Genomic DNA, 18,006 nt, shown 5'->3' on the forward strand with positions numbered 1-18,006 from the left:
GAAATCTTTTTGATTAAAAAATTCTCAATTAAAAGTATAAAAATGTAACATTTTTATTTTCAATTTTGAATTTTCCATTTTATTCCACTTCGTTAAAAAGTTGTTCTTCTAAAAGTGGTTGAACTTGGCGAAATTCTTCTGGAGAGAGCAATTCCGGTTCACCATCTTTGGTAATCCTAGCAAAAAATAGCAAGGGGTCAAGAGGCGTATAAATTGCGTACTCTTGCTCTTGGTGATAGAAGCTAGCAAGTAACTGTAATTGCTCTGGTTCTAAATCTGTATTGTCGTCTTCGATTTCTAAAGTGAAAAGTTCAGATTCTTCTACAGCTGGTAAGTCGCCAGCTACCGTCAAAGCGTAGGCGGTGTTTTTTAGAACTAGATTTTGTTCAGATAAGACAGCTTGAGCTGTGCTAAAGATTTCGTCAAGAGTCTCATCATCTTCTACTAAAACAGCTTCTTCTTCCTCATCTTCACCTTCCCAAGCAAAAACTTCTATGGGTGAATCCACAGGCAGAAGTAAAACATAATCTTGCCCATCTACAGAGAGCGAATGTTCTATATAACATTCGAGGGTTCGCCCTGTGTCATCAGTCAAGGTGATTGATACTGTACGATCGCGATCGTTGTCTTCAGAAAATGGAGAGGAAAACATAGCCGATTGGTTAAACTTTATCTCTACTCGCAACTGTGAAATTGGCTTGACTATTGAATGACATTTAATGACAAACAAATAGTTTTAGGCTAATACACAACTGCTAAGTAATTGCTTTCAGAATATCATGTCAAAAGCTATCAAGACTCGACAGTTGCCGCCCAACTGCGCTTACTAGCTCGTCTGGCATCTAGCCATTGTTGCAAAATCAAAGCTGCTGCTTTACGGTCAATTAAACCTTTGTTACGTGATGGTGAACGGTTTTCTGCTATGAGCATCTGTTCTGCTTGAAAAGATGTTAATCGCTCATCCGCGTATTCTATTGGTAAATTGAGAGCATGAGCCAGTCTGGTGGCATATTTCTGCACTTGACGCGCCTGGAAACCCAAAGAGCCATCCATTGAATATGGTAAGCCAACCACTAAGATTTCTACCTGACGCTCATTGACTATATGTTGAAATTGCTCTACATCATGGATAAAAGATGAGCGTTCAATAGTGGTGAGTCCAGTGGCAATTAAACCAGTGCGATCGCATCCTGCCACACCAATGCGCTTGCGACCAACATCTAATCCTAGTGCTGAAATATGCTGATTTATTGTCATTATTGCTTTCTGCTTTCTACCTCCTCATTTAAGTATGAAGTATGAAGGATAAAAATAAAATTTCATCCTTCAGCCTTGCAACCTACTTTTCCTGCTGTGCATCTACTGAATCATTTGGACAAGATGCTTCCATATTACAGTTGTTGCACTTAAAAGCAATAGGATCTGATTTAGCTGGTACTGGTATTTCTGAGGCTGGCTGCTGTGCAGTTTTTGCCCAAGACATCCCACCTGGTATTGGTTTGCGGGCTGGTTGCAGACCTTGCAGTACATCAGTCCACTGAATGCCTTCTAGGGAAACAAATTTAGATTCCCGCAGTTTATGCCATACAGAACGAGACATAATCAGCGTATGCTCTGTGCGTTTTGCACCAATCCGTTCTAAATATTCTTCACGTTCTGGCTGGTAATCTAAAGAAGCCAGACGCAAGCCTTGTTGCGGAAAGTCTTGGACAATACGAGCCAACTGCGAAAGCAATTCTGGATACAGCCAAGTATAAGCAGGGTGAACTGTCAGCGTGGCAACATGGGGAGCGTCACCCTGACGCTCAAGCTGCACTTGAAAATAGCCAATTGCGGCTTTGCGTTGCGGTTCAAACACATAGCCACTTACGACTTCGGTTTTGGTTAACCACTGCTTAACTGCATCGGTCAAAGCTCCGAACAAGCTAGTTTTAAAATCGCGGATATTGCGGTCAAATACTTGACGCACCAAGGGTGGCATAGATGCTGTATCTAGTTGATAGAGTAACTGAGCATCTGCATTACTAACTGGTAACAAATTGGGTAAGTCTGGCTCTGCTTGTGCCAATTCTGCTACTAATTCAGGTTCAATTTCCCAGTGGGTGATTTCTGCTAAACGTTGAAAGCCGTTTTGCCGATAGAGTGCTAAGGCATCTACGTCATTGATATTTACTTCTAATACCCAAGTCCGAGCTTCTAAAATCGACTCAAAGCAATAACGCAACAATTGTGAGCCAATTCCTTGCTTATCAGCAGCCCGTTCTAACATCACCCGATCAATTCGCCAAGTACTGCGAGTGCGGTTAAACGGTGATACTTGAATCATTCCTAAAAGTATCCGCCCCTGTTCTGCTACGTAGGCGCAAAAACGATACTGTAGCGGATTTGGGAACCAACTCAAAAATTTAAGCAAGCCGTACCAACGACGCAGCCATTGCATCTGACGGTTAGCATAGCTAGCCCCTCTGGGAGTCATAGCTATGAATGACTCTTGAGTTAATCGCTCAATGCCATCCAAATCCCGATAGTGGACTGGCCGGATGACAACGCTGAGATTTCGAGGAAGTAATGAAGTCATTTTGATTCAAGCCGCCATTTAGCTTTAACTAACTGCTCTTGGTAGGAACTGCTGCAATAATTTTAACGGCTTTCCGTTGCTTGCTATTGCTCCAAAAGATTGATTTTATTGATTCAATACTAACAAAAGCAAAAAAGCAGACCTGATAAGTTCGCTATTAGCATTAACTTAACAAGATCTGCTTCTATTTTATTTAAATTTTGATGAAATTTCCGTTAATTATAGCCCTTGCCGAGAAATTAGCTTCTCAAAGTTAGCTTGGGTTTGATGAAGTAGTTGCTGCCGACTATCTTCCACAGTATGCTTCAAATTTGGAACCAGATTGCGAGCTTGCAGAGTCATGTGTAGCTGTAAATGGGCAACATATTCGCTAAAATCTTCGTTTTGTACAGCTTTGCCCGTTAGTAAATTGGATTCCATTGCCACTGTGTTCTCCTTTACTATGTCTATGATTGCCGTTGCTTCACATCATCAAAACTTATCATGTTGGTGAGATTAGCTTTTTATTTTGCAATGAAGTTTAACGGTTGTTTGCAATTCAGTCAGCAGTTAGCTTCAGACTTCACTCGCGCAGAACGTAGCCAACGCCGCGCACTGTTTGAATTAGGCGTTTTTCGTCGTTGGTTTCTAGTTTGAGGCGCAAGTAGCGGATGTAAACTTCGATGATGTTGGAGTCACCCATGAAGTCGTAACCCCAAACTTCTTCTAAAATGCGATCGCGGGTTATTACTTGTCGTGGATGAGATAGTAGATAATCTAGCAAATCAAATTCTTTGGCAGTTAACTCTATTAATCTATTGGCCCGATAGACTTCTCTCGTGCGACGATTTAAGCTGAGGTCTTCAAATATCAATATTTCTGCTGCGTCTGCTTCTTGGTTACGACGTAGATGGGCGCGGACTCTGGCTAATAGTTCTTCGATACTAAAAGGTTTCACTACATAGTCATCAGCACCAGCATCTAAACCTGCAACGCGATCGCTAACTTCATCTTTAGCAGTTAATAATATGACTGGTACTTTATCACCTGTGCTACGCAGGCGACGGCAAATTTCTAAACCTGATAAGCCAGGTAGCATCCAATCTAAAATAATTAAATCTAAATTTAACTCTCGTGCAGCTGTAAGCGCAGTTAATCCATCGTAGGCGACACTGACTTGATAACCTTCGTAATTCAGTTCCAATTCGATAAATCGTGCCAGTTTGACCTCATCTTCTACTAGTAAGATGTGCGTCATATTAATGATTTCAGCAGAGTAGGGCAGTAATGAACACAGACTCAAAAATATTTAGATACATATCGAATTGAGTCTCGACTAGCTTAGTACAGGCTCAACCAAATCACAAGCGTAAGTCTGTAATTACCGATAGCTGCTGTTTATAGTAGCATCCCTGTTTAACAATAAATAGTTACATCTTCACCGCATTCATCGGCAAGATAGCATAATGCCTTAAAACGCAGACTTACTACTTGCTCGTATAGAGGGTTTAGTTTACACATTGCAGGAATGTGAAACAGTTTACGACCAAACAAAATTACGTCTCGTTCAAACGGACATTGAGCAGGTATATTTTTACATAAGAAATGCGCAAGTTTGGAGTTATGAATTTCTATATTGTCTAACCACTCACGGACTGGGCTTAAGAGGTCTTTTTGTAGATAACGTAGGGTAATAGATGTAGATGTCATAATTTTTACCTTAATAATTTTAGTTTGATGAGGTTATAGCCTCTGTAAATATATACGTTGAAATTACCTGGGGTTATGCAGCGATCGCTTGTGGCTGCTAGATTCAGAGATAAGATTTACTCTGTGGCTATAGATTAAACTACAAGCTATATTTCCCAGATTTCAGAATAACTAACTTAGTTCCCCAAATTTTTTGCTGCACGCTAGGCTAGATATCGCTCAATACTGTATTGACCAATGACTGATAACTTTCTCAGTAACAAGAAACTCATTTTTGACCGATGGGCTGCAAGCTATGATTGGATTTTCCCGTCGGTATTTTATCGAGCTATTCATCAACGATTATTAGAATATGTTGATTTACCACCAGCCAATGTCCTTGATTTAGGCTGTGGTACTGGACGCTTGTTAGGCCGCTTGGCCACACAATTTCCTCAGCTGCGTGGTACAGGTTTGGACTTATCTCCGAAAATGTTGCGTGTGGCGAGACTCAGCAACCACCACCATCCGCGCTTAATTTATGTTGAGGGTAAAGCTGAGTCGCTTCCTTTTGGAGTAGGTCAATTTGATGCCGTTTTCAACACTATCAGCTTCTTACATTATTTAGAACCTCAACAGGTGTTGAGTGAAGTAGCAAGGGTACTAAGTCCTGGCGGACGCTTTTATTTAGTGGATTTTTCCTTGAAACAAGAGTTAGACCTTCAAAAACTGGCAACTTCTCAGCTAGGAATCAGAGTTTACAGCCCCAAGCAACGCGAAGCTTTAGGTTCTGCTGCTGGGCTTTTGTGTGTAAGTCACTATTATTTATTAGGGCCGGTTTTGCTGACGATTTTTGAGAAAGAGGCAATAGGCAATAGGCAATAGGCTAAAAAATGTAATTCAGACTTCAGAGTTTCTATATTCCATAAACACCACAGGCACTTTCACTAGTTTTTTAGCTAAATGCGAAACTCTAAATTTCCGTTTAAGAGACTGGGGTAAATTTTCAAAAGCAACTGGTACGAAACCGAAGTGGCTGTAAAACTGTGCTAGTTTCTCACCTAAACATTCAAGATACAGTGGTTCTGTGGCTTGGTTTATCAAATGCTGAGTGAGCAAACTGCCTAAACCACGACCTCTCCAAGCTGGTGCAACAACCAAACTACCAAGTTCTTGTACACCAGAAAAACTCCTTAGTTGTCCGCAAGCTATGACGTTGCTGTTAGATTCGATAATCCAGAATTGTTGCCAACGTAATTGCGTAGGATCGAGTTTAGCGGAAAGTACTAATAATATAATCGGCCACTTATCGCCTGAGGTGGCTTGACGTAAAATACACCCATATGGTAAGTAGAGAGCATTTTGCTTCATGAACTATACTTCAAGCTTTAGTATTGCAAAATATATATATTGGCTGTCACCAAGAACTGACGAGTTTATAATTAACGGTCATCCAATTAATTAAGGTTATCAGCTATAAAATCACTTTTATCTATTCGTTAATTTATAAAAAATTATCATCGCTTTTCAATTCAAAAAATGTAATTTTATGCTGAATCCAAGTATATATAAGTAATGATAAATGATCCTTGGTGAAAAGCAGGCTAAAATTTAATAATAGAATAGGCGATCGCTCTCCACTTTCAAACGTTGTTCCGTCGTCTAACAAGAAATATATTGTATTTTTGATTAACCTATTGTTAACTTGGCTCCAAGCTTTATACCTAGAGAGCTATGCAGTAAACAATGTAAATATAAGCATAGCTTTGATGAAAGTTATAAATTTTGAATGTATCATTTGATTCAAAAGCTTAATTGCTAGCTATAAAGAATAAATCTATTGAAAGATTAGCTGCCTTCTCGCCAAGCATCTATGAACAAACTATCACAAAAAATTGTTGTATATGGTTTTACTTTGGCATTATGTTTACTAAGTGGTGTTGGGATAGCTTCTTTTATAAGTTTCAGTAGGTTAAAAGCAGAAAAGCAATGGCTGATTCATACTCATCAAGTTATAGAAGCTTTAGAGAATGCACGTCTGAGTTTAACTAATGCCAAAAGCGCACGCAGTAGTTACATACTTACCAAGAAAGCGGTTTATAAAGAAGTTTATCAGCAGGAAAGACAGAAAGTTAATCAACAAATTAAAACCATCAGAAATCTAACTATTGATAATCTCTATCAGCAAAAGCAAATTGACAAGCTTGAACCTTTGATGGCACAAAAGTTTAACTTATTGCAGGAATCTATCCAGATATTTGAACAACAAAGTTTAGATAAGGTTACTCCATTTGTTAGTAATGATGAAGTGATAGCAGTTGGTGAACAAGTTTATGGAATCTTTCAAGCAATGGAAATTGAGGAAGTAAATCTATTGCGACAAAGGACATTAATTACAGATACAAGTTTTAGAAACATGATTGTGTTGGTAGGACTGGGATATGGTTTGAGTCTTTTGTTGATTGTAGTTGTTTACTGGCTGTTGCAAAAGCAAATTCGCATTAATAAAGCTTTGGCAGAAGAAGCGATTCGTATGGAACAGCAAGCTACACAAGCACAACTGACAAATATTTTAGAGACAGTCACAGATGCTTTTGTGGCTTTAGATAATAATTGGTGTTACACCTACGTTAACCAAAGAGCCGGGCAACTTTTTAATCGTCGGTCTGAGGACTTAATAGGCAAAAATATCTGGGAAGAATTTTCTGAAATTCGGGGAAAAAAGTTTTATGATGCTTGTTACAAAGCGGTGGCAGAAAAGCAACCAATTGAGATAGAGGAGTATTATCCACTATGGGATCGTTGGTTAGAAAATCACATTTATCCTAGCAAGGAAGGTCTATCGATTTTCTTTCAAGACATTACTCGCCGCAAATTGGCCGAAATTGCCTTAGAAAAGAGTGAAACACGCTATCGTTCGTTGGTAATTGCCACATCTCAAGCTGTTTGGATAGCAGATGCAAATGGGTTACCCAAAGAATTTTCATTGTGGAGTGCTTTGACAGGGCAAACTCAAGCAGAAGTCGAAGGTGGGGGATGGTTGAATGCAATTCATCCTGATGATAGGGAGTTGTCACAATTGTTATGGAATCATGCGTCGGCAAGTAAAAGCCCTTATAAGCTTGAGCATCGTGTACGAGTAGCTGATGGGAGTTATCGATTTTTTTCTGTATATGCAGTGCCGATATTAGATAGCCAGAATGAAATTCTGGAGTGGATAGGCACTCATACTGATATAACAGAGCGTAAATTAGCGGAAGAAGCTTTACACCAGACCAAAGCAGAGTTAGAAATTAAAATCCAAGAACGTACAGCAGAATTACAAAAAATTAATGAGGAACTTAAGCGTTCTAATCAAGAATTAGAACAGTTTGCGTATGTAGCTTCTCACGATTTGCAAGAACCATTAAGGGCTGTGACTGGCTATAGCCAACTACTAATGGAAGAATATCGAGAGGTGCTTGATGAATCTGCTAAGGAGTATATAGATTACATTATTGATGGCGCGAAACGGATGCAGCAGTTAATTCAAGACTTGCTTGCTTATTCGCGTGTAGGAACTCGTGGGCGAGAATTTACTCTGATTGATTGTCATACTGTACTAAATGAAGCTTTGAGTAATTTATCTGTAGCGATCGCCCAAAGTCAAGTTATCATCACCCATGATTCATTGCCCACCTTACTCGCAGATAAAACTCAACTGGTGCAATTGTTTCAAAATTTAATTGGCAACGCCATCAAGTTTCACCGCAAAAATGTGCCACCAAGAATTCATGTTAGTGCGGTCAGGGCGGAGGAAGTGGGGGAGCGGGGGAGCGGAGGAGCAGAGGAGCAAAGCTGTGAGATTTCCCCCCTGCACCCCTGCATCCCTGCACCCTTACATAGTTCCCACCCAGTCTGGTTGTTCTCGGTACAAGATAACGGCATTGGGATTAAAACCCAATATTTAGAGCGTATTTTTGAAGTTTTTCGTCGTCTTCATACCCGTCGGGAATTCCCAGGTACAGGTATTGGTTTGGCTATCTGTAAAAAAATTGTGGAACGACATCATGGTCACATCTGGGCGGAATCTCAGTTAGGTATAGGCACAACTTTCTACTTTACTCTTCAGGAAAATTCTGTTACCTGATAAATTTTCTAAAAACACGCTTAATATATGCTTAATACCATCACATATAATATTCAAGGATTCCGAAATATTGAAATATTGTTAGTAGAAGACTCCCCTAGTGATGCAAATCTCACTATTAAAGGGTTTGTGAATGCCAAAATCGCAAATAATTTGCAGCCGTGAGGCTAGCAACGGAGTTTCAAACTTGAGAATATTTGTTTTTCATGAATACTTCTAGCAGTTGGCCAGTAGGGAAAGTACAAAATGTAAGACTTAAAACTAGCCATCAAGTGTTAATAACTATTGCCTCATACCTCAAAACTAATAGCTTTGTACTTCATCCAAAAGAAAACTGCTGTATTAATATTTAGTGCTGTTCTACAAATGAAAAATGCAGATAATTATTGGGACAATTTATCTAACGCTTATTGTTTATGCAAAAAAATCAGATTTACATTTTACTTGTAGAAGATAGCCCCAGCGATGCCAAGCTGTTGCAACGGATATTTCTCCATGCAGATAAACATGGTTTAAAGATGATACACGTTGAACGATTATCCCAAGCAATAGATGTTAGTTTGGCAGGTTATGAACTAAGTCCAGATGAGCAAGAAAATGAAGCTTCTAGACAAGCTAAATTTGATGTAGTATTATTAGACCTTGGCTTGCCAGACTCTGTTGGGTTAGATACTTTAAAAGGATATAAAGCAGCAGTTACAGATATTCCTGTAGTCGTGTTGACAGGGCTGGATGATGAAGAATTAGCCATGCAGGCATTAGCAGAAGGCGCGCAAGATTATCTAGTTAAAGACCAAATTACAATTCAACGGTTAGTACGTGCTATTCGCTATGCCATTGAACGAGAAGAAATTTTAAAAAAGTTACGAGAAAGTGAAGAAATCAGCCGTCAGGCACTAGCTAAAGAACAACAACTCAATGAGCTAAAGTCAAATTTTGTGGCAATGGTTTCTCATGAGTTTCGCAATCCGATGACGACAATTCGGACTGCTATAGATATTATCCAAAATAATAGTGAATTGACTGAAGAGCGGAAAGATTTCTATTTTGAGCGGGTACAAGATTCTATTAACCATATGCTTCAACTATTGGATGAAGTGTTGTTTTTAAGCAGAAGCGAAGCTGCAAAATTAGAATACAAACCTGCACCTTTGGAATTAATCAGTTTTTGCGAAGAAATGATAGAAGTTTTTCAAATGCAGGCTGGAGAACAGTACACTATGATCTTTAACTTTGAAGGGGAATGCACCGCAGCCTATATGGATGAAGAACTACTTCATCATATTCTGACTAATCTAATTTCTAATGCTATTAAATATTCTCCACCACAAAGAAATATCTGGTTACATTTAAGTTGTCGTGATGGTATGGCAACTTTTCGGGTGCAAGATGAAGGGATAGGTATACCAGAAAAAGACCAAACAAATTTATTTCAAACTTTCTATCGCGCTAGCAATGTGCGTCGAATTCAAGGCACAGGGCTAGGACTGGCTATGGTAAAGAAGTGCGTGGATATACATGGTGGTGAGATTTCTATCGCAAGTCAGCAGAATGTGGGGACTACGGTGACAGTGATACTACCATTAAATTATCGGGGCTTGGATAATATGAACAGTCAGAATGAATAAGCTGGCAAAGTAATTGTAAACATACTTCCTTCACCTAAGCGCGATCGCACTGTTACATGACCACCCATCCCTTCTACCAGGGTTTTAACTATTGATAACCCCAAACCACAACCACCAGTAGAACTGGTACGCGCTTCATCTACACGGTAAAATCGCTCAAAAATGCGTGATTGATGTTGTAACGGGATACCATAACCTTGATCGCAAACTTGAATAATAGCTTCGTCTCCTTGTTGATGTAGCTTCACAGCCACAGGAGTCTCAGGTTCAGAGTATTTAACGGCGTTATCAGTCAAATTTAGTAAAACTTGTTTGAGGCGGTTGTAATCGGCTTTAACTACGATTGGCTGACTTGCTGATTCAATTGTAATCTGGCGATCGCTATAAATCTCTGCCATAGCAACAACTTCTGCCACTAAGTCATTCACTACGCAACGCTCTAAGCGAAAATGCAAATAACCACTATCTGCCCTGGCTAAATCAAGTAAGTCTTGCAGAAGACGAATAGTACGTTCGGCTTCCGCCGATGCTGTTGTTAAGGCTTCGCGCTGAATTTCGGTTAAATTACTTTGCCTGCGTAAAACACTTTGCAAGTAACCATGTACTATCGTCAGAGGTGTGCGTAACTCGTGAGATACATTACTCACAAATTGTCGCTCTTGTTCCCAAGCTTGGGCAAGGCGCGATAACATCATATTGCAGGTTTGGGCTAATTCTCTAACTTCACTAGGTGCATTGTCTAAATACAGTTGCGCTTGTCCTAAGTCTGCAATGGAAATAACTTCTGTCATTTGGCTTAACTGGCGCAGAGGTTGCAGAGAACGTTGAATATAAAGTGCGATCGCTAGAGAAATTACAATGATTGTACAAATACTACCAATTTCTATACTCTGCACAATTACTAAAAACATCGTTTGTTCATAGGTAACATCCTGCACAACAAACAATTGTCCCATTACCTTACCGCGTAATGGTAATGCACCACCACACAGCACAAAATAACGTTCATCTACTTTTTTAACTTGGGGTTTCATTGACATCTCAGTTAACGAAATTAACTGAGATACTGTTGGTTGAGATAAATGATTTAAGCTCTGTGATTTTGCCAAAATCTTATTATCAAAGCTTTTTATCCATAAAAATGTATTGTTAGTACTTAAACTATCAATTATTTTTTGTTCACCATCAGCTGATGGCATCATTTTATGATAAAGTTCTATATCATGGGGTAAACGCGTGGCGATTTGTTGAATATTATTTTTATGCTTATTAATTAAAAGTTGCTGCATTTTCCAGCTTGTCCAGATTGAGAGACTGCCTAATCCTAAAGCTGAAACCGCAGCCACCCCAACGCTCAGGCGGACTCGTAACGAAAAAGGGTCAATTTTTTGTAATAATTGCTTGAGTTGGTTCACTTTGGCTCTTGAGTGTTTGGCATTGGACAAGTTTTGTTGACATAATCACACTGATAAATGTATGGTTCCTGCCAACTTAAAGGAATTTCTAATAAATCTCTTGTTCCAGTTAACCCTTGACCCATAAATAGTAATAAAGCTACACAGTTTAAAACTGTGTGAATTAACCGCCAACGATGAGATTTATCTTGATAAATATCTTGCACAATTGCTACAGAAAAAATCATCAGTAAGGCTGCGGTAATTCCGATATAGTAATGTGACCAATACCACTCGTTTGTGCGTCTGAACACTCCATCTTGACAGCCAATAATTACTAAACCAGCGCCAGTTAAAGTGGCAAAAATACCGCGCCATAACTTCTGATTTGACCGATAAAGCAATACGAGAGAAACTATAGTCGCAGCAAACATTAATAAGATGAAAATTACTTGAAAACTAGCTGTACTCCATAGTTGCTTCTGCACAATATTTTTACCAATAGCATAGGCTAAACCTACTAAAGTTAATCCCACAACTGAACTGGCTAGCCAATCACCTAATTGCTTATGTTCTTTGCCAACAATAGGTGGAATTTTACTCTTACCCTCCGTTGAAATTTGCAAGCGACGTTGACGTGTCTGCCAAGCAAAATTAACGATGTTGCCAATCAGGGGAAAGACAAAAATAACTGCGATCGCTGGATGTACAAGCCCTAAAAAATCTGCTATTTCCATAAAATATCTGACAATTAATTATTTACAACTGACAAAACTTTTGTTCACTCATCAAACCGAACTTCTATAGCAGCCCTAATTAAGCTACAACCACATCGATGCTACTGTCCGGTTTGAAACTATAATAAATTTGTGATTTTGATTGTGCTGCTAAATTCTCCTTGGATGGGTGTTCTAGAAGCTGAAATTAACCAGACAAGGTTACAAAAGTAACAGCTTGAGTAATTGAAGTATTAACGACAGTATCTTAGTAGCAGTCTAATATGCAGTTAGCTTTTTAATCAAGCTAAACCTAAAAGTTGCACTTTCCTAAGAACAGCAAAACTCTTGACTCACATATGATTTATAGCTGCGAATTCAGCATATGATGATAATTTAAATCTATCTGCCATGTTGAAGATTAATTTAAGCTGAGAATTGGTTTAAAATTCAATTTGAGAGTTTTTAGCCTAATTTCAACTAACAATAACATAGTTCATGTCAACATCTTCTGAATTGCGGCTACACAGGCAAAACCTGCCTGCACGGCTTATTATATATAGTTCCTGTAATTTAACTCTGTTTGTGTATCAGCGAATTTTATTCGCCCAATTATTGAAAAATTAATCACAACTGTTCAGGATTGCTATATATTAAGTTGACGCAAAGAATTAAATAGCAAATAAATTTTTGAGAATTTAGGAGATTAATCAGGTGCGAAAACGCGAGATTGTAGAATTCAATCAGAAACGAAAAACTAATAAAAATACTGTTTCTCAAAGAGTTTTTCAATTTCGGTCGGCAACGCTAATTCTTTTGAGTATTGTTGGTTTAATAAGCCTCTTGGTAGGAGGTTGGTTTGCCGGATTCAGCACAATTAATAAATTTTTTACTCAAATTCATCTTTGGCAAACCAACCCACCTATGTGGTTAGAAGCACCAATGGTAAAGGATGAATATTTACTGCTACCAACTGTGCTATTACTACTCGCTGTGTTTGCAGTAATGAAACTTTCTCCTCAACCCCGTATTTGGTCGCAGAGGTTGGTCGTAGGGATTTTAATTATTTTAACTTTGCGGTATTTGTTGTGGCGATCGCTTTCTACCCTTAACCTGATTGATCCACTAAATGGGGTAATTAGTTTGGGGTTATTTGGCTTTGAATTTGTGACGCTTTGCAGCATCTTAATTGAGCTATTCTTAATGTTAAATATCAAAGAGCGTCACCGCGAGGCAGATCAAAAATCAATTGCTGTAATTGCTGGCTGTTTTACACCATCTGTAGACATCTTTATTCCGACATATAATGAACCAGAATTTATAGTCCGGCGCACAATTATTGGTTGTCAAGCTCTAGAATACCCGCACAAAAAAATCTATCTTTTGGATGATAATAGACGCTCACAGATGCGGGGATTAGCCCAAGAATTAGGCTGTCACTATATTGCAAGAGCAAATAATCAATATGCTAAAGCTGGGAACTTAAATCATGCGATCGCTCAAACAGATAGTGAATTAATTGTTGTTTTTGATGCAGATTTTGTCCCTACTAAAAACTTTCTTACCCGCACGGTTGGCTTTTTCCAAGATGAAAACATAGCCATTGTTCAAACTCCCCAAAGCTTTTATAATTCTGACCCCATAGCCCGTAATCTTGGCTTAGAAAATATTCTCACTCCTGATGAAGAAGTATTTCATCGCCACATTCAGTCCATCCGAGATACTGCTGATAGCGCGATTTGTGCTGGTACTTCTTTTATTGTTCGTCGTAGCGCATTAGAAGAGAATGGAGGTTTTGTCACTGAATCTTTATCTGAAGATTACTTTACAGGAATTAATCTGTCTGCTCAAGGTTATCGCATTATTTATTTAAATGAATTATTAAGTGCTGGGTTAGCAGCAGAGAACATGAGCGCGTATGCAACTCAACGCTTACGCTGGGCGCAAGGAACGCTCCAAGGATTATTTATTAAAGCTAATCCTTTAACAATTCCAGGGCTAAGTTTGGCGCAAAGGATGGCTCATTTAGAAGGATATTTGAATTGGCTAGGAAGTATTGCTCGAATTTATTTTCTGTTAATGCCCTTAGCTTATTCGTTTTTAGGTGTAATTCCTATTTACTCAAACTTACCAAATTTGCTTTATTTTTGGCTACCTTTTTACTTAGTTAATCTTTCAGTATTTAGTTGGTTAAATAGACATTCGCGGTCAGCTTTATTGTCAGATTTATATTTTTTAGTCATATGCTTTCCTATAGCTTTAACTGTGATGCGCTCTCTATTTAATCCCTTCTCGAAAGGCTTTAAAGTTACACCTAAAGGGATAAAGAGCGATCGCTATATTTTTAATTGGAAATTAGCCCTGCCTTTGATAGTATTATTTATTGCTACATCTGCTAGTTTGTTGCAGAACTTTTGTATGTGCATAGTCAAGCATCCGGCAACTACAACATTACCATTAGTGGCTGAACAGACAACAGGCTTAGGCTTAGGTTGGCTGTGGAGTATCTACAATTTATTCATGATTGGTAGTGCTTTATTAATTTTGTTGGATGCTCCTAAAACTGATAAATTTGAATGGTTCGATTTACGGCGAGTCGTGCAGGTAAAAATCGGTAGTTATAATTTTTGGGGTGTAACAACAATGATTTCCGAAGTTGGCGCAAAAATAGCACTAACTCAGCAACCGCCTATCAAATTAGTTGTAACTCAACCAGTAAAAATTAAAATCGCCGAAGAAAATCTACAGCTTGATGCAGAAATTATCAGCACTGGATTTGAAGATGAGTTTCCCACAGTCAGAATTGGGTTTGAATCATTGACTTTAAGCCAACATCGCCGTTTAGTAGAAATGTTATTTTGCCGTCCGGGACAGTGGAAGCGTCAAAAAGCACCCGGAGAGTTAGCTTCATTATGGTTACTGTTGAGAATATTGTTGAAACCGCGCATTTTATTTGAGAGAAAAGTGGAAATAAATCCCGTAACAGTTTCTAAAATATAGAGGTTAAATCCCTGACTTCTTTAAGAAGTCGGGGATATTGTTATTGACACCAAACGACTTGTAAATCTATCACCTATAACCTGTCACCTGTCGCCTACTATATCTACTTTCCAAAGCTGATAATGATTGTCACTATAAACAACATTAGTTATAGATTTATATTGAACTTCTATTTCCTTGCGCCATTTCTCTGAAGGGCTTAATAAAAAAATATCACTAAAGCCATTGGGGATATTAGGAAAATTCTGTTCTGATAGTAATAGATATTTTACCTTTGGCTGCAAAACATAGCTCAAAGAAAACACATTTCCATAATTAATTCCTACATCATCACTAATCAAAAGAGGATTTTCGGCTTGATTAATGATTTTGGCAACCTGTGGATTACCATCGCTAATTACTTTACTCCACCAAGTTTCTGCTTGAGAACTTACACAATAGGAAACTAACCCACAAATTATCAGCACCATCATAATAAATTGCCCAATTCGGCGGCGTAATAAACTTCTATTACATAATTGTTGAGCTATTAAGTAATTAACCGCTAGTTGGATACCTAAATAAGATGGTAATAAATAGCGTTCTGAAAGTGAGCGTATCCCCCCAACAATTAAATCTGGTAGCATCAGGGGCAATGCTGGTAAAACAGTTAAGGTTACAATAAATAGCCAGACTTGAGATTTAGCCGTCCGACAAAGGAAGTAAATAGCGTATACAACTAAAGTTAAAAATATTAGTGTTATTAAGTAAGATATAGGGTTTTCAAAGCCAAAGTTTAAATCTAAAAAAATTCGGCTCAACTGTAACAGCCAAGATTTTATTAAAGCTTCTAATGGTAATTGCAATTTTGTCCAGGATGTCGATTTATCAAACTGTCCAAAATTATCTATCAAAACTGCTATCCAAGGCATGAATGCTAAAAAGCCTGCTAAGGATGCTAAAAGATAAGCTTTGACAGTTTTGTTTACTGAGAATTTAGCAGTAGCAATTACATAAATGCTATGAGCAACTGCTACAAATCCACTCAATAAAAATGTATATAAACTTAATGCTAAAGTTACACTATAAATTACCCAATTCCCAATCCTAATTGATAGGTTATTTTGGGATTTTGCATCTAATCTTAATGCTCGTAAAAGTGACGCACTAGATAGCAAAATAGTGACAACCCAAAGTATATACTCTCTGGCCTCTTGAGCATATACTAACTGAATCGGGGATATAGCCATAAGTGCGATCGCAACATTTGTTATCCCTGAAGGTGCAGGAAATAATTCTCGGCAAAGCCAATAAGTACAAGGAAATACTAACAAGCTAATCAACGCCGACAAACTTCTGATTGCTGTAACTGAATTACCAAAAATTCCGACCCAAAATCTAGCAAGGACATAATACACTGGCGGATGTTGAGGGTCTTCAATTGCTAAAGATTTGATAGTATCATTTAAACCTTTTTCCTGATTTAAACCTTGATAGTGGGCTAAACTTTCTTTCGTAATCACACTATTAGTTAATATTCTCTGTTTAACTTCACCTGCTGTATAGCCAGAAATTCTTAAGGAAGTAAAAGTTTCATCATGCCAGTAAATTTTGCCATCTAAGTTAAAAAAGCGAAAAAATACCCCAACTACTAACACAACGACAATCAACAACCGCAACCAACTTGGAGCTAGTTTGAAATTCCGTATAATTGAGTTGCTCATGAAGATGCAAAATCAAATACTTTGCGAGACACTAGCTTTAACTTTTTTCATACATCGCGCTATTAGTCAACTCCCAAAGGATTGATTACTGTGTAAAACCCTTGTTTGGCAGGAGGTACAAGATTTAATTAATTTCTAGAGCGAATAATATTCATTGTGATGAACTGAATTTATTTGATTGATACTATCTAGCTATTTGCAGCCAAGTATCAATGGTAGAAGTAAAATCCCTGGTTGATGCTATTTGTTATGATTAAAATATTAGCAGGCTGTTATTTTTTTGCTAAAGACGCACTTATTTTTTACCAAAACAAGCTGGTGAATGCCATCTAGTAAAGTTTTCTATATTAGAGATAGTCAAAAAATCAATTGTTTTAAATTGCCGATCAATTGCTGGTAGGCTGCATATTTTGGCTCCGATACTCAAATAAGCTTGTAAAATTTTGGGAATTTCTAAATCACATTTATTTGAACAGGTATGGATAGTTTCTAAAGAGTATTGCGAATTTGGAGAAACCAAAATACTTGAATGCATGAATTTATGTTTTTGAAAAAAGTTATAAGCACAAGCAGCTTGTCTAGAAGATTGCGTGAGTAATGATGCACAGCCAAAAAAATATTTGCTTTTACTCCAGATGAGGTAATTTGCTAATCCTTCCCAGAGTAATAGTAATGCTTGACTATTGCGAAATTCCTTAGCAATACAAGCACGCCCAACTTCCACAGATGCTTGCAGCACAGAATCTGGAATTGTGCTGAGATTAAATACGTCAGCAGCATCAAAACCTAGCCTTTGAGATGCCATTTTATAAGTTTGCATCCGATATGTTCCAATAGTTTTACCAGTATGTTTAGAAATTAGGATCAAATGATGGCAAAAAGCATCAAACTTGTCTTGATCCATTTGAGTGAGGCTAGAACTAGAAAAGCCTAAACCTAGTTCTAAATTAAAAACTTCAAACCGCAAGCGGAAGATAGATTCTAATTCTTCTTCAGTAGAGGCAAGCCGTAGGATATACTTATCGGTTTGAAGGACTGGAAAATCTTTCAAAAAAAAATTAAGTTGGTCATTAATATTGCAGTAAGAAATTTCCATCGGTCTTCTAACTTAGATTTACGGAGATATCCTACTGGGGTTTACGCGCTTTAAAAAGAAAGCATACGATGCACTAATATGCCCAAGCGTTACA

The 18,006-nt window shown here is 38.1% G+C and carries 15 protein-coding genes; 4 read left to right on the plus strand and 11 right to left on the minus strand.

From position 1 onward, the window contains the following. Window positions 1-79: 79 nt before the first annotated feature. From H6G76_RS11310 to H6G76_RS11335, 6 genes are all read right to left on the minus strand, one after another. On the minus strand, window positions 80-652 hold the full coding sequence (locus H6G76_RS11310; RefSeq protein WP_190699868.1) for a DUF3727 domain-containing protein: 573 nt from the start codon (window positions 650-652) through the stop codon (window positions 80-82). A 140-nt stretch (window positions 653-792) separates the two neighbouring features. Further along, window positions 793-1,251, minus strand: a complete 459-nt coding sequence (gene ruvX, locus H6G76_RS11315; protein ID WP_190700046.1) for a Holliday junction resolvase RuvX — start codon at window positions 1,249-1,251, stop codon at window positions 793-795. Window positions 1,252-1,339: 88 nt separating this feature from the next. Beyond that, window positions 1,340-2,578, minus strand: coding sequence for an N-acetyltransferase (locus tag H6G76_RS11320; protein WP_190699871.1), 1,239 nt, complete (start codon window positions 2,576-2,578; stop codon window positions 1,340-1,342). A gap of 219 nt (window positions 2,579-2,797) precedes the next feature. Next, the gene (locus tag H6G76_RS11325; protein ID WP_190699874.1) at window positions 2,798-2,998 is read right to left on the minus strand and encodes a hypothetical protein; all 201 of its coding nucleotides are present in this window, start codon (window positions 2,996-2,998) and stop codon (window positions 2,798-2,800) included. A 142-nt stretch (window positions 2,999-3,140) separates the two neighbouring features. Next, on the minus strand, window positions 3,141-3,815 hold the full coding sequence (locus H6G76_RS11330) for a response regulator transcription factor (protein WP_190699877.1): 675 nt from the start codon (window positions 3,813-3,815) through the stop codon (window positions 3,141-3,143). Window positions 3,816-3,973: 158 nt separating this feature from the next. Then, the gene (locus H6G76_RS11335) at window positions 3,974-4,267 is read right to left on the minus strand and encodes a Mo-dependent nitrogenase C-terminal domain-containing protein (protein ID WP_190699880.1); all 294 of its coding nucleotides are present in this window, start codon (window positions 4,265-4,267) and stop codon (window positions 3,974-3,976) included. A 237-nt stretch (window positions 4,268-4,504) separates the two neighbouring features. Between H6G76_RS11335 and H6G76_RS11340 the strand changes: the two genes are divergently transcribed. Then, the gene (locus tag H6G76_RS11340) at window positions 4,505-5,131 is read left to right on the plus strand and encodes a class I SAM-dependent methyltransferase (RefSeq protein WP_190699883.1); all 627 of its coding nucleotides are present in this window, start codon (window positions 4,505-4,507) and stop codon (window positions 5,129-5,131) included. Between the two features lie 15 nt (window positions 5,132-5,146). Here H6G76_RS11340 and H6G76_RS11345 read toward each other — a convergent pair whose 3' ends face one another. After that, a complete protein-coding gene (locus H6G76_RS11345) occupies window positions 5,147-5,617 on the minus strand; it encodes a GNAT family N-acetyltransferase (protein WP_190699885.1) in 471 nt (156 codons plus the stop codon). A gap of 502 nt (window positions 5,618-6,119) precedes the next feature. Here H6G76_RS11345 and H6G76_RS11350 point away from each other — a divergent pair. Both H6G76_RS11350 and H6G76_RS11355 read left to right on the plus strand, forming a co-directional pair. Continuing rightward, on the plus strand, window positions 6,120-8,375 hold the full coding sequence (locus H6G76_RS11350; RefSeq protein WP_190699888.1) for a PAS domain S-box protein: 2,256 nt from the start codon (window positions 6,120-6,122) through the stop codon (window positions 8,373-8,375). Between the two features lie 416 nt (window positions 8,376-8,791). Beyond that, complete coding sequence (locus H6G76_RS11355) at window positions 8,792-10,003, plus strand: ATP-binding protein (RefSeq protein ID WP_190699891.1); 1,212 nt, start codon at window positions 8,792-8,794, stop codon at window positions 10,001-10,003. Here H6G76_RS11355 and H6G76_RS11360 read toward each other — a convergent pair. Beyond that, window positions 9,991-11,418, minus strand: a complete 1,428-nt coding sequence (locus H6G76_RS11360) for a cell wall metabolism sensor histidine kinase WalK (RefSeq protein WP_190699894.1) — start codon at window positions 11,416-11,418, stop codon at window positions 9,991-9,993. The two genes, H6G76_RS11355 and H6G76_RS11360, sit on opposite strands and share 13 nt — an antisense overlap. Next, a complete protein-coding gene (locus H6G76_RS11365; protein ID WP_190699896.1) occupies window positions 11,415-12,134 on the minus strand; it encodes a DUF4079 domain-containing protein in 720 nt (239 codons plus the stop codon). The genes H6G76_RS11360 and H6G76_RS11365 overlap by 4 nt, the downstream gene beginning before the upstream one ends. Window positions 12,135-12,827: 693 nt before the next feature. Here H6G76_RS11365 and H6G76_RS11370 point away from each other — a divergent pair. Beyond that, window positions 12,828-15,113: a glycosyltransferase gene (locus tag H6G76_RS11370; protein WP_190699899.1), complete on the plus strand. Its 2,286-nt coding sequence runs from the start codon at window positions 12,828-12,830 to the stop codon at window positions 15,111-15,113. 83 nt (window positions 15,114-15,196) lie between these two features. Here H6G76_RS11370 and H6G76_RS11375 read toward each other — a convergent pair whose 3' ends face one another. Continuing rightward, window positions 15,197-16,816 (minus strand): glycosyltransferase family 39 protein, encoded by a 1,620-nt coding sequence (locus H6G76_RS11375; RefSeq protein ID WP_199337335.1) that lies wholly within the window; start codon window positions 16,814-16,816, stop codon window positions 15,197-15,199. Window positions 16,817-17,111: 295 nt separating this feature from the next. Continuing rightward, window positions 17,112-17,912: a GNAT family N-acetyltransferase gene (locus H6G76_RS11380; protein WP_190699902.1), complete on the minus strand. Its 801-nt coding sequence runs from the start codon at window positions 17,910-17,912 to the stop codon at window positions 17,112-17,114. Window positions 17,913-18,006: the final 94 nt, after the last annotated feature.

Origin of the sequence: Nostoc sp. FACHB-152 (genome assembly GCF_014697475.1) — a bacterium.
Classification (GTDB): domain Bacteria; phylum Cyanobacteriota; class Cyanobacteriia; order Cyanobacteriales; family Nostocaceae; genus Nostoc_B.

Bases quoted from the DNA above. Each gene is read 5' to 3' on its own strand.
- H6G76_RS11310 (WP_190699868.1), bottom strand. From the start codon at position 652: ATGTTTTCCTCTCCATTTTCTGAAGACAACGATCGCGATCGTACAGTA.
- H6G76_RS11320 (WP_190699871.1), bottom strand. From the start codon at position 2,578: ATGACTTCATTACTTCCTCGAAATCTCAGCGTTGTCATCCGGCCAGTC.
- H6G76_RS11325 (WP_190699874.1), bottom strand. From the start codon at position 2,998: ATGGAATCCAATTTACTAACGGGCAAAGCTGTACAAAACGAAGATTTT.
- H6G76_RS11330 (WP_190699877.1), bottom strand. From the start codon at position 3,815: ATGACGCACATCTTACTAGTAGAAGATGAGGTCAAACTGGCACGATTT.
- H6G76_RS11335 (WP_190699880.1), bottom strand. From the start codon at position 4,267: ATGACATCTACATCTATTACCCTACGTTATCTACAAAAAGACCTCTTA.
- H6G76_RS11340 (WP_190699883.1), top strand. From the start codon at position 4,505: ATGACTGATAACTTTCTCAGTAACAAGAAACTCATTTTTGACCGATGG.
- H6G76_RS11345 (WP_190699885.1), bottom strand. From the start codon at position 5,617: ATGAAGCAAAATGCTCTCTACTTACCATATGGGTGTATTTTACGTCAA.
- H6G76_RS11350 (WP_190699888.1), top strand. From the start codon at position 6,120: ATGAACAAACTATCACAAAAAATTGTTGTATATGGTTTTACTTTGGCA.
- H6G76_RS11355 (WP_190699891.1), top strand. From the start codon at position 8,792: ATGCAAAAAAATCAGATTTACATTTTACTTGTAGAAGATAGCCCCAGC.
- H6G76_RS11365 (WP_190699896.1), bottom strand. From the start codon at position 12,134: ATGGAAATAGCAGATTTTTTAGGGCTTGTACATCCAGCGATCGCAGTT.
- H6G76_RS11375 (WP_199337335.1), bottom strand. From the start codon at position 16,816: ATGAGCAACTCAATTATACGGAATTTCAAACTAGCTCCAAGTTGGTTG.
- H6G76_RS11380 (WP_190699902.1), bottom strand. From the start codon at position 17,912: ATGGAAATTTCTTACTGCAATATTAATGACCAACTTAATTTTTTTTTG.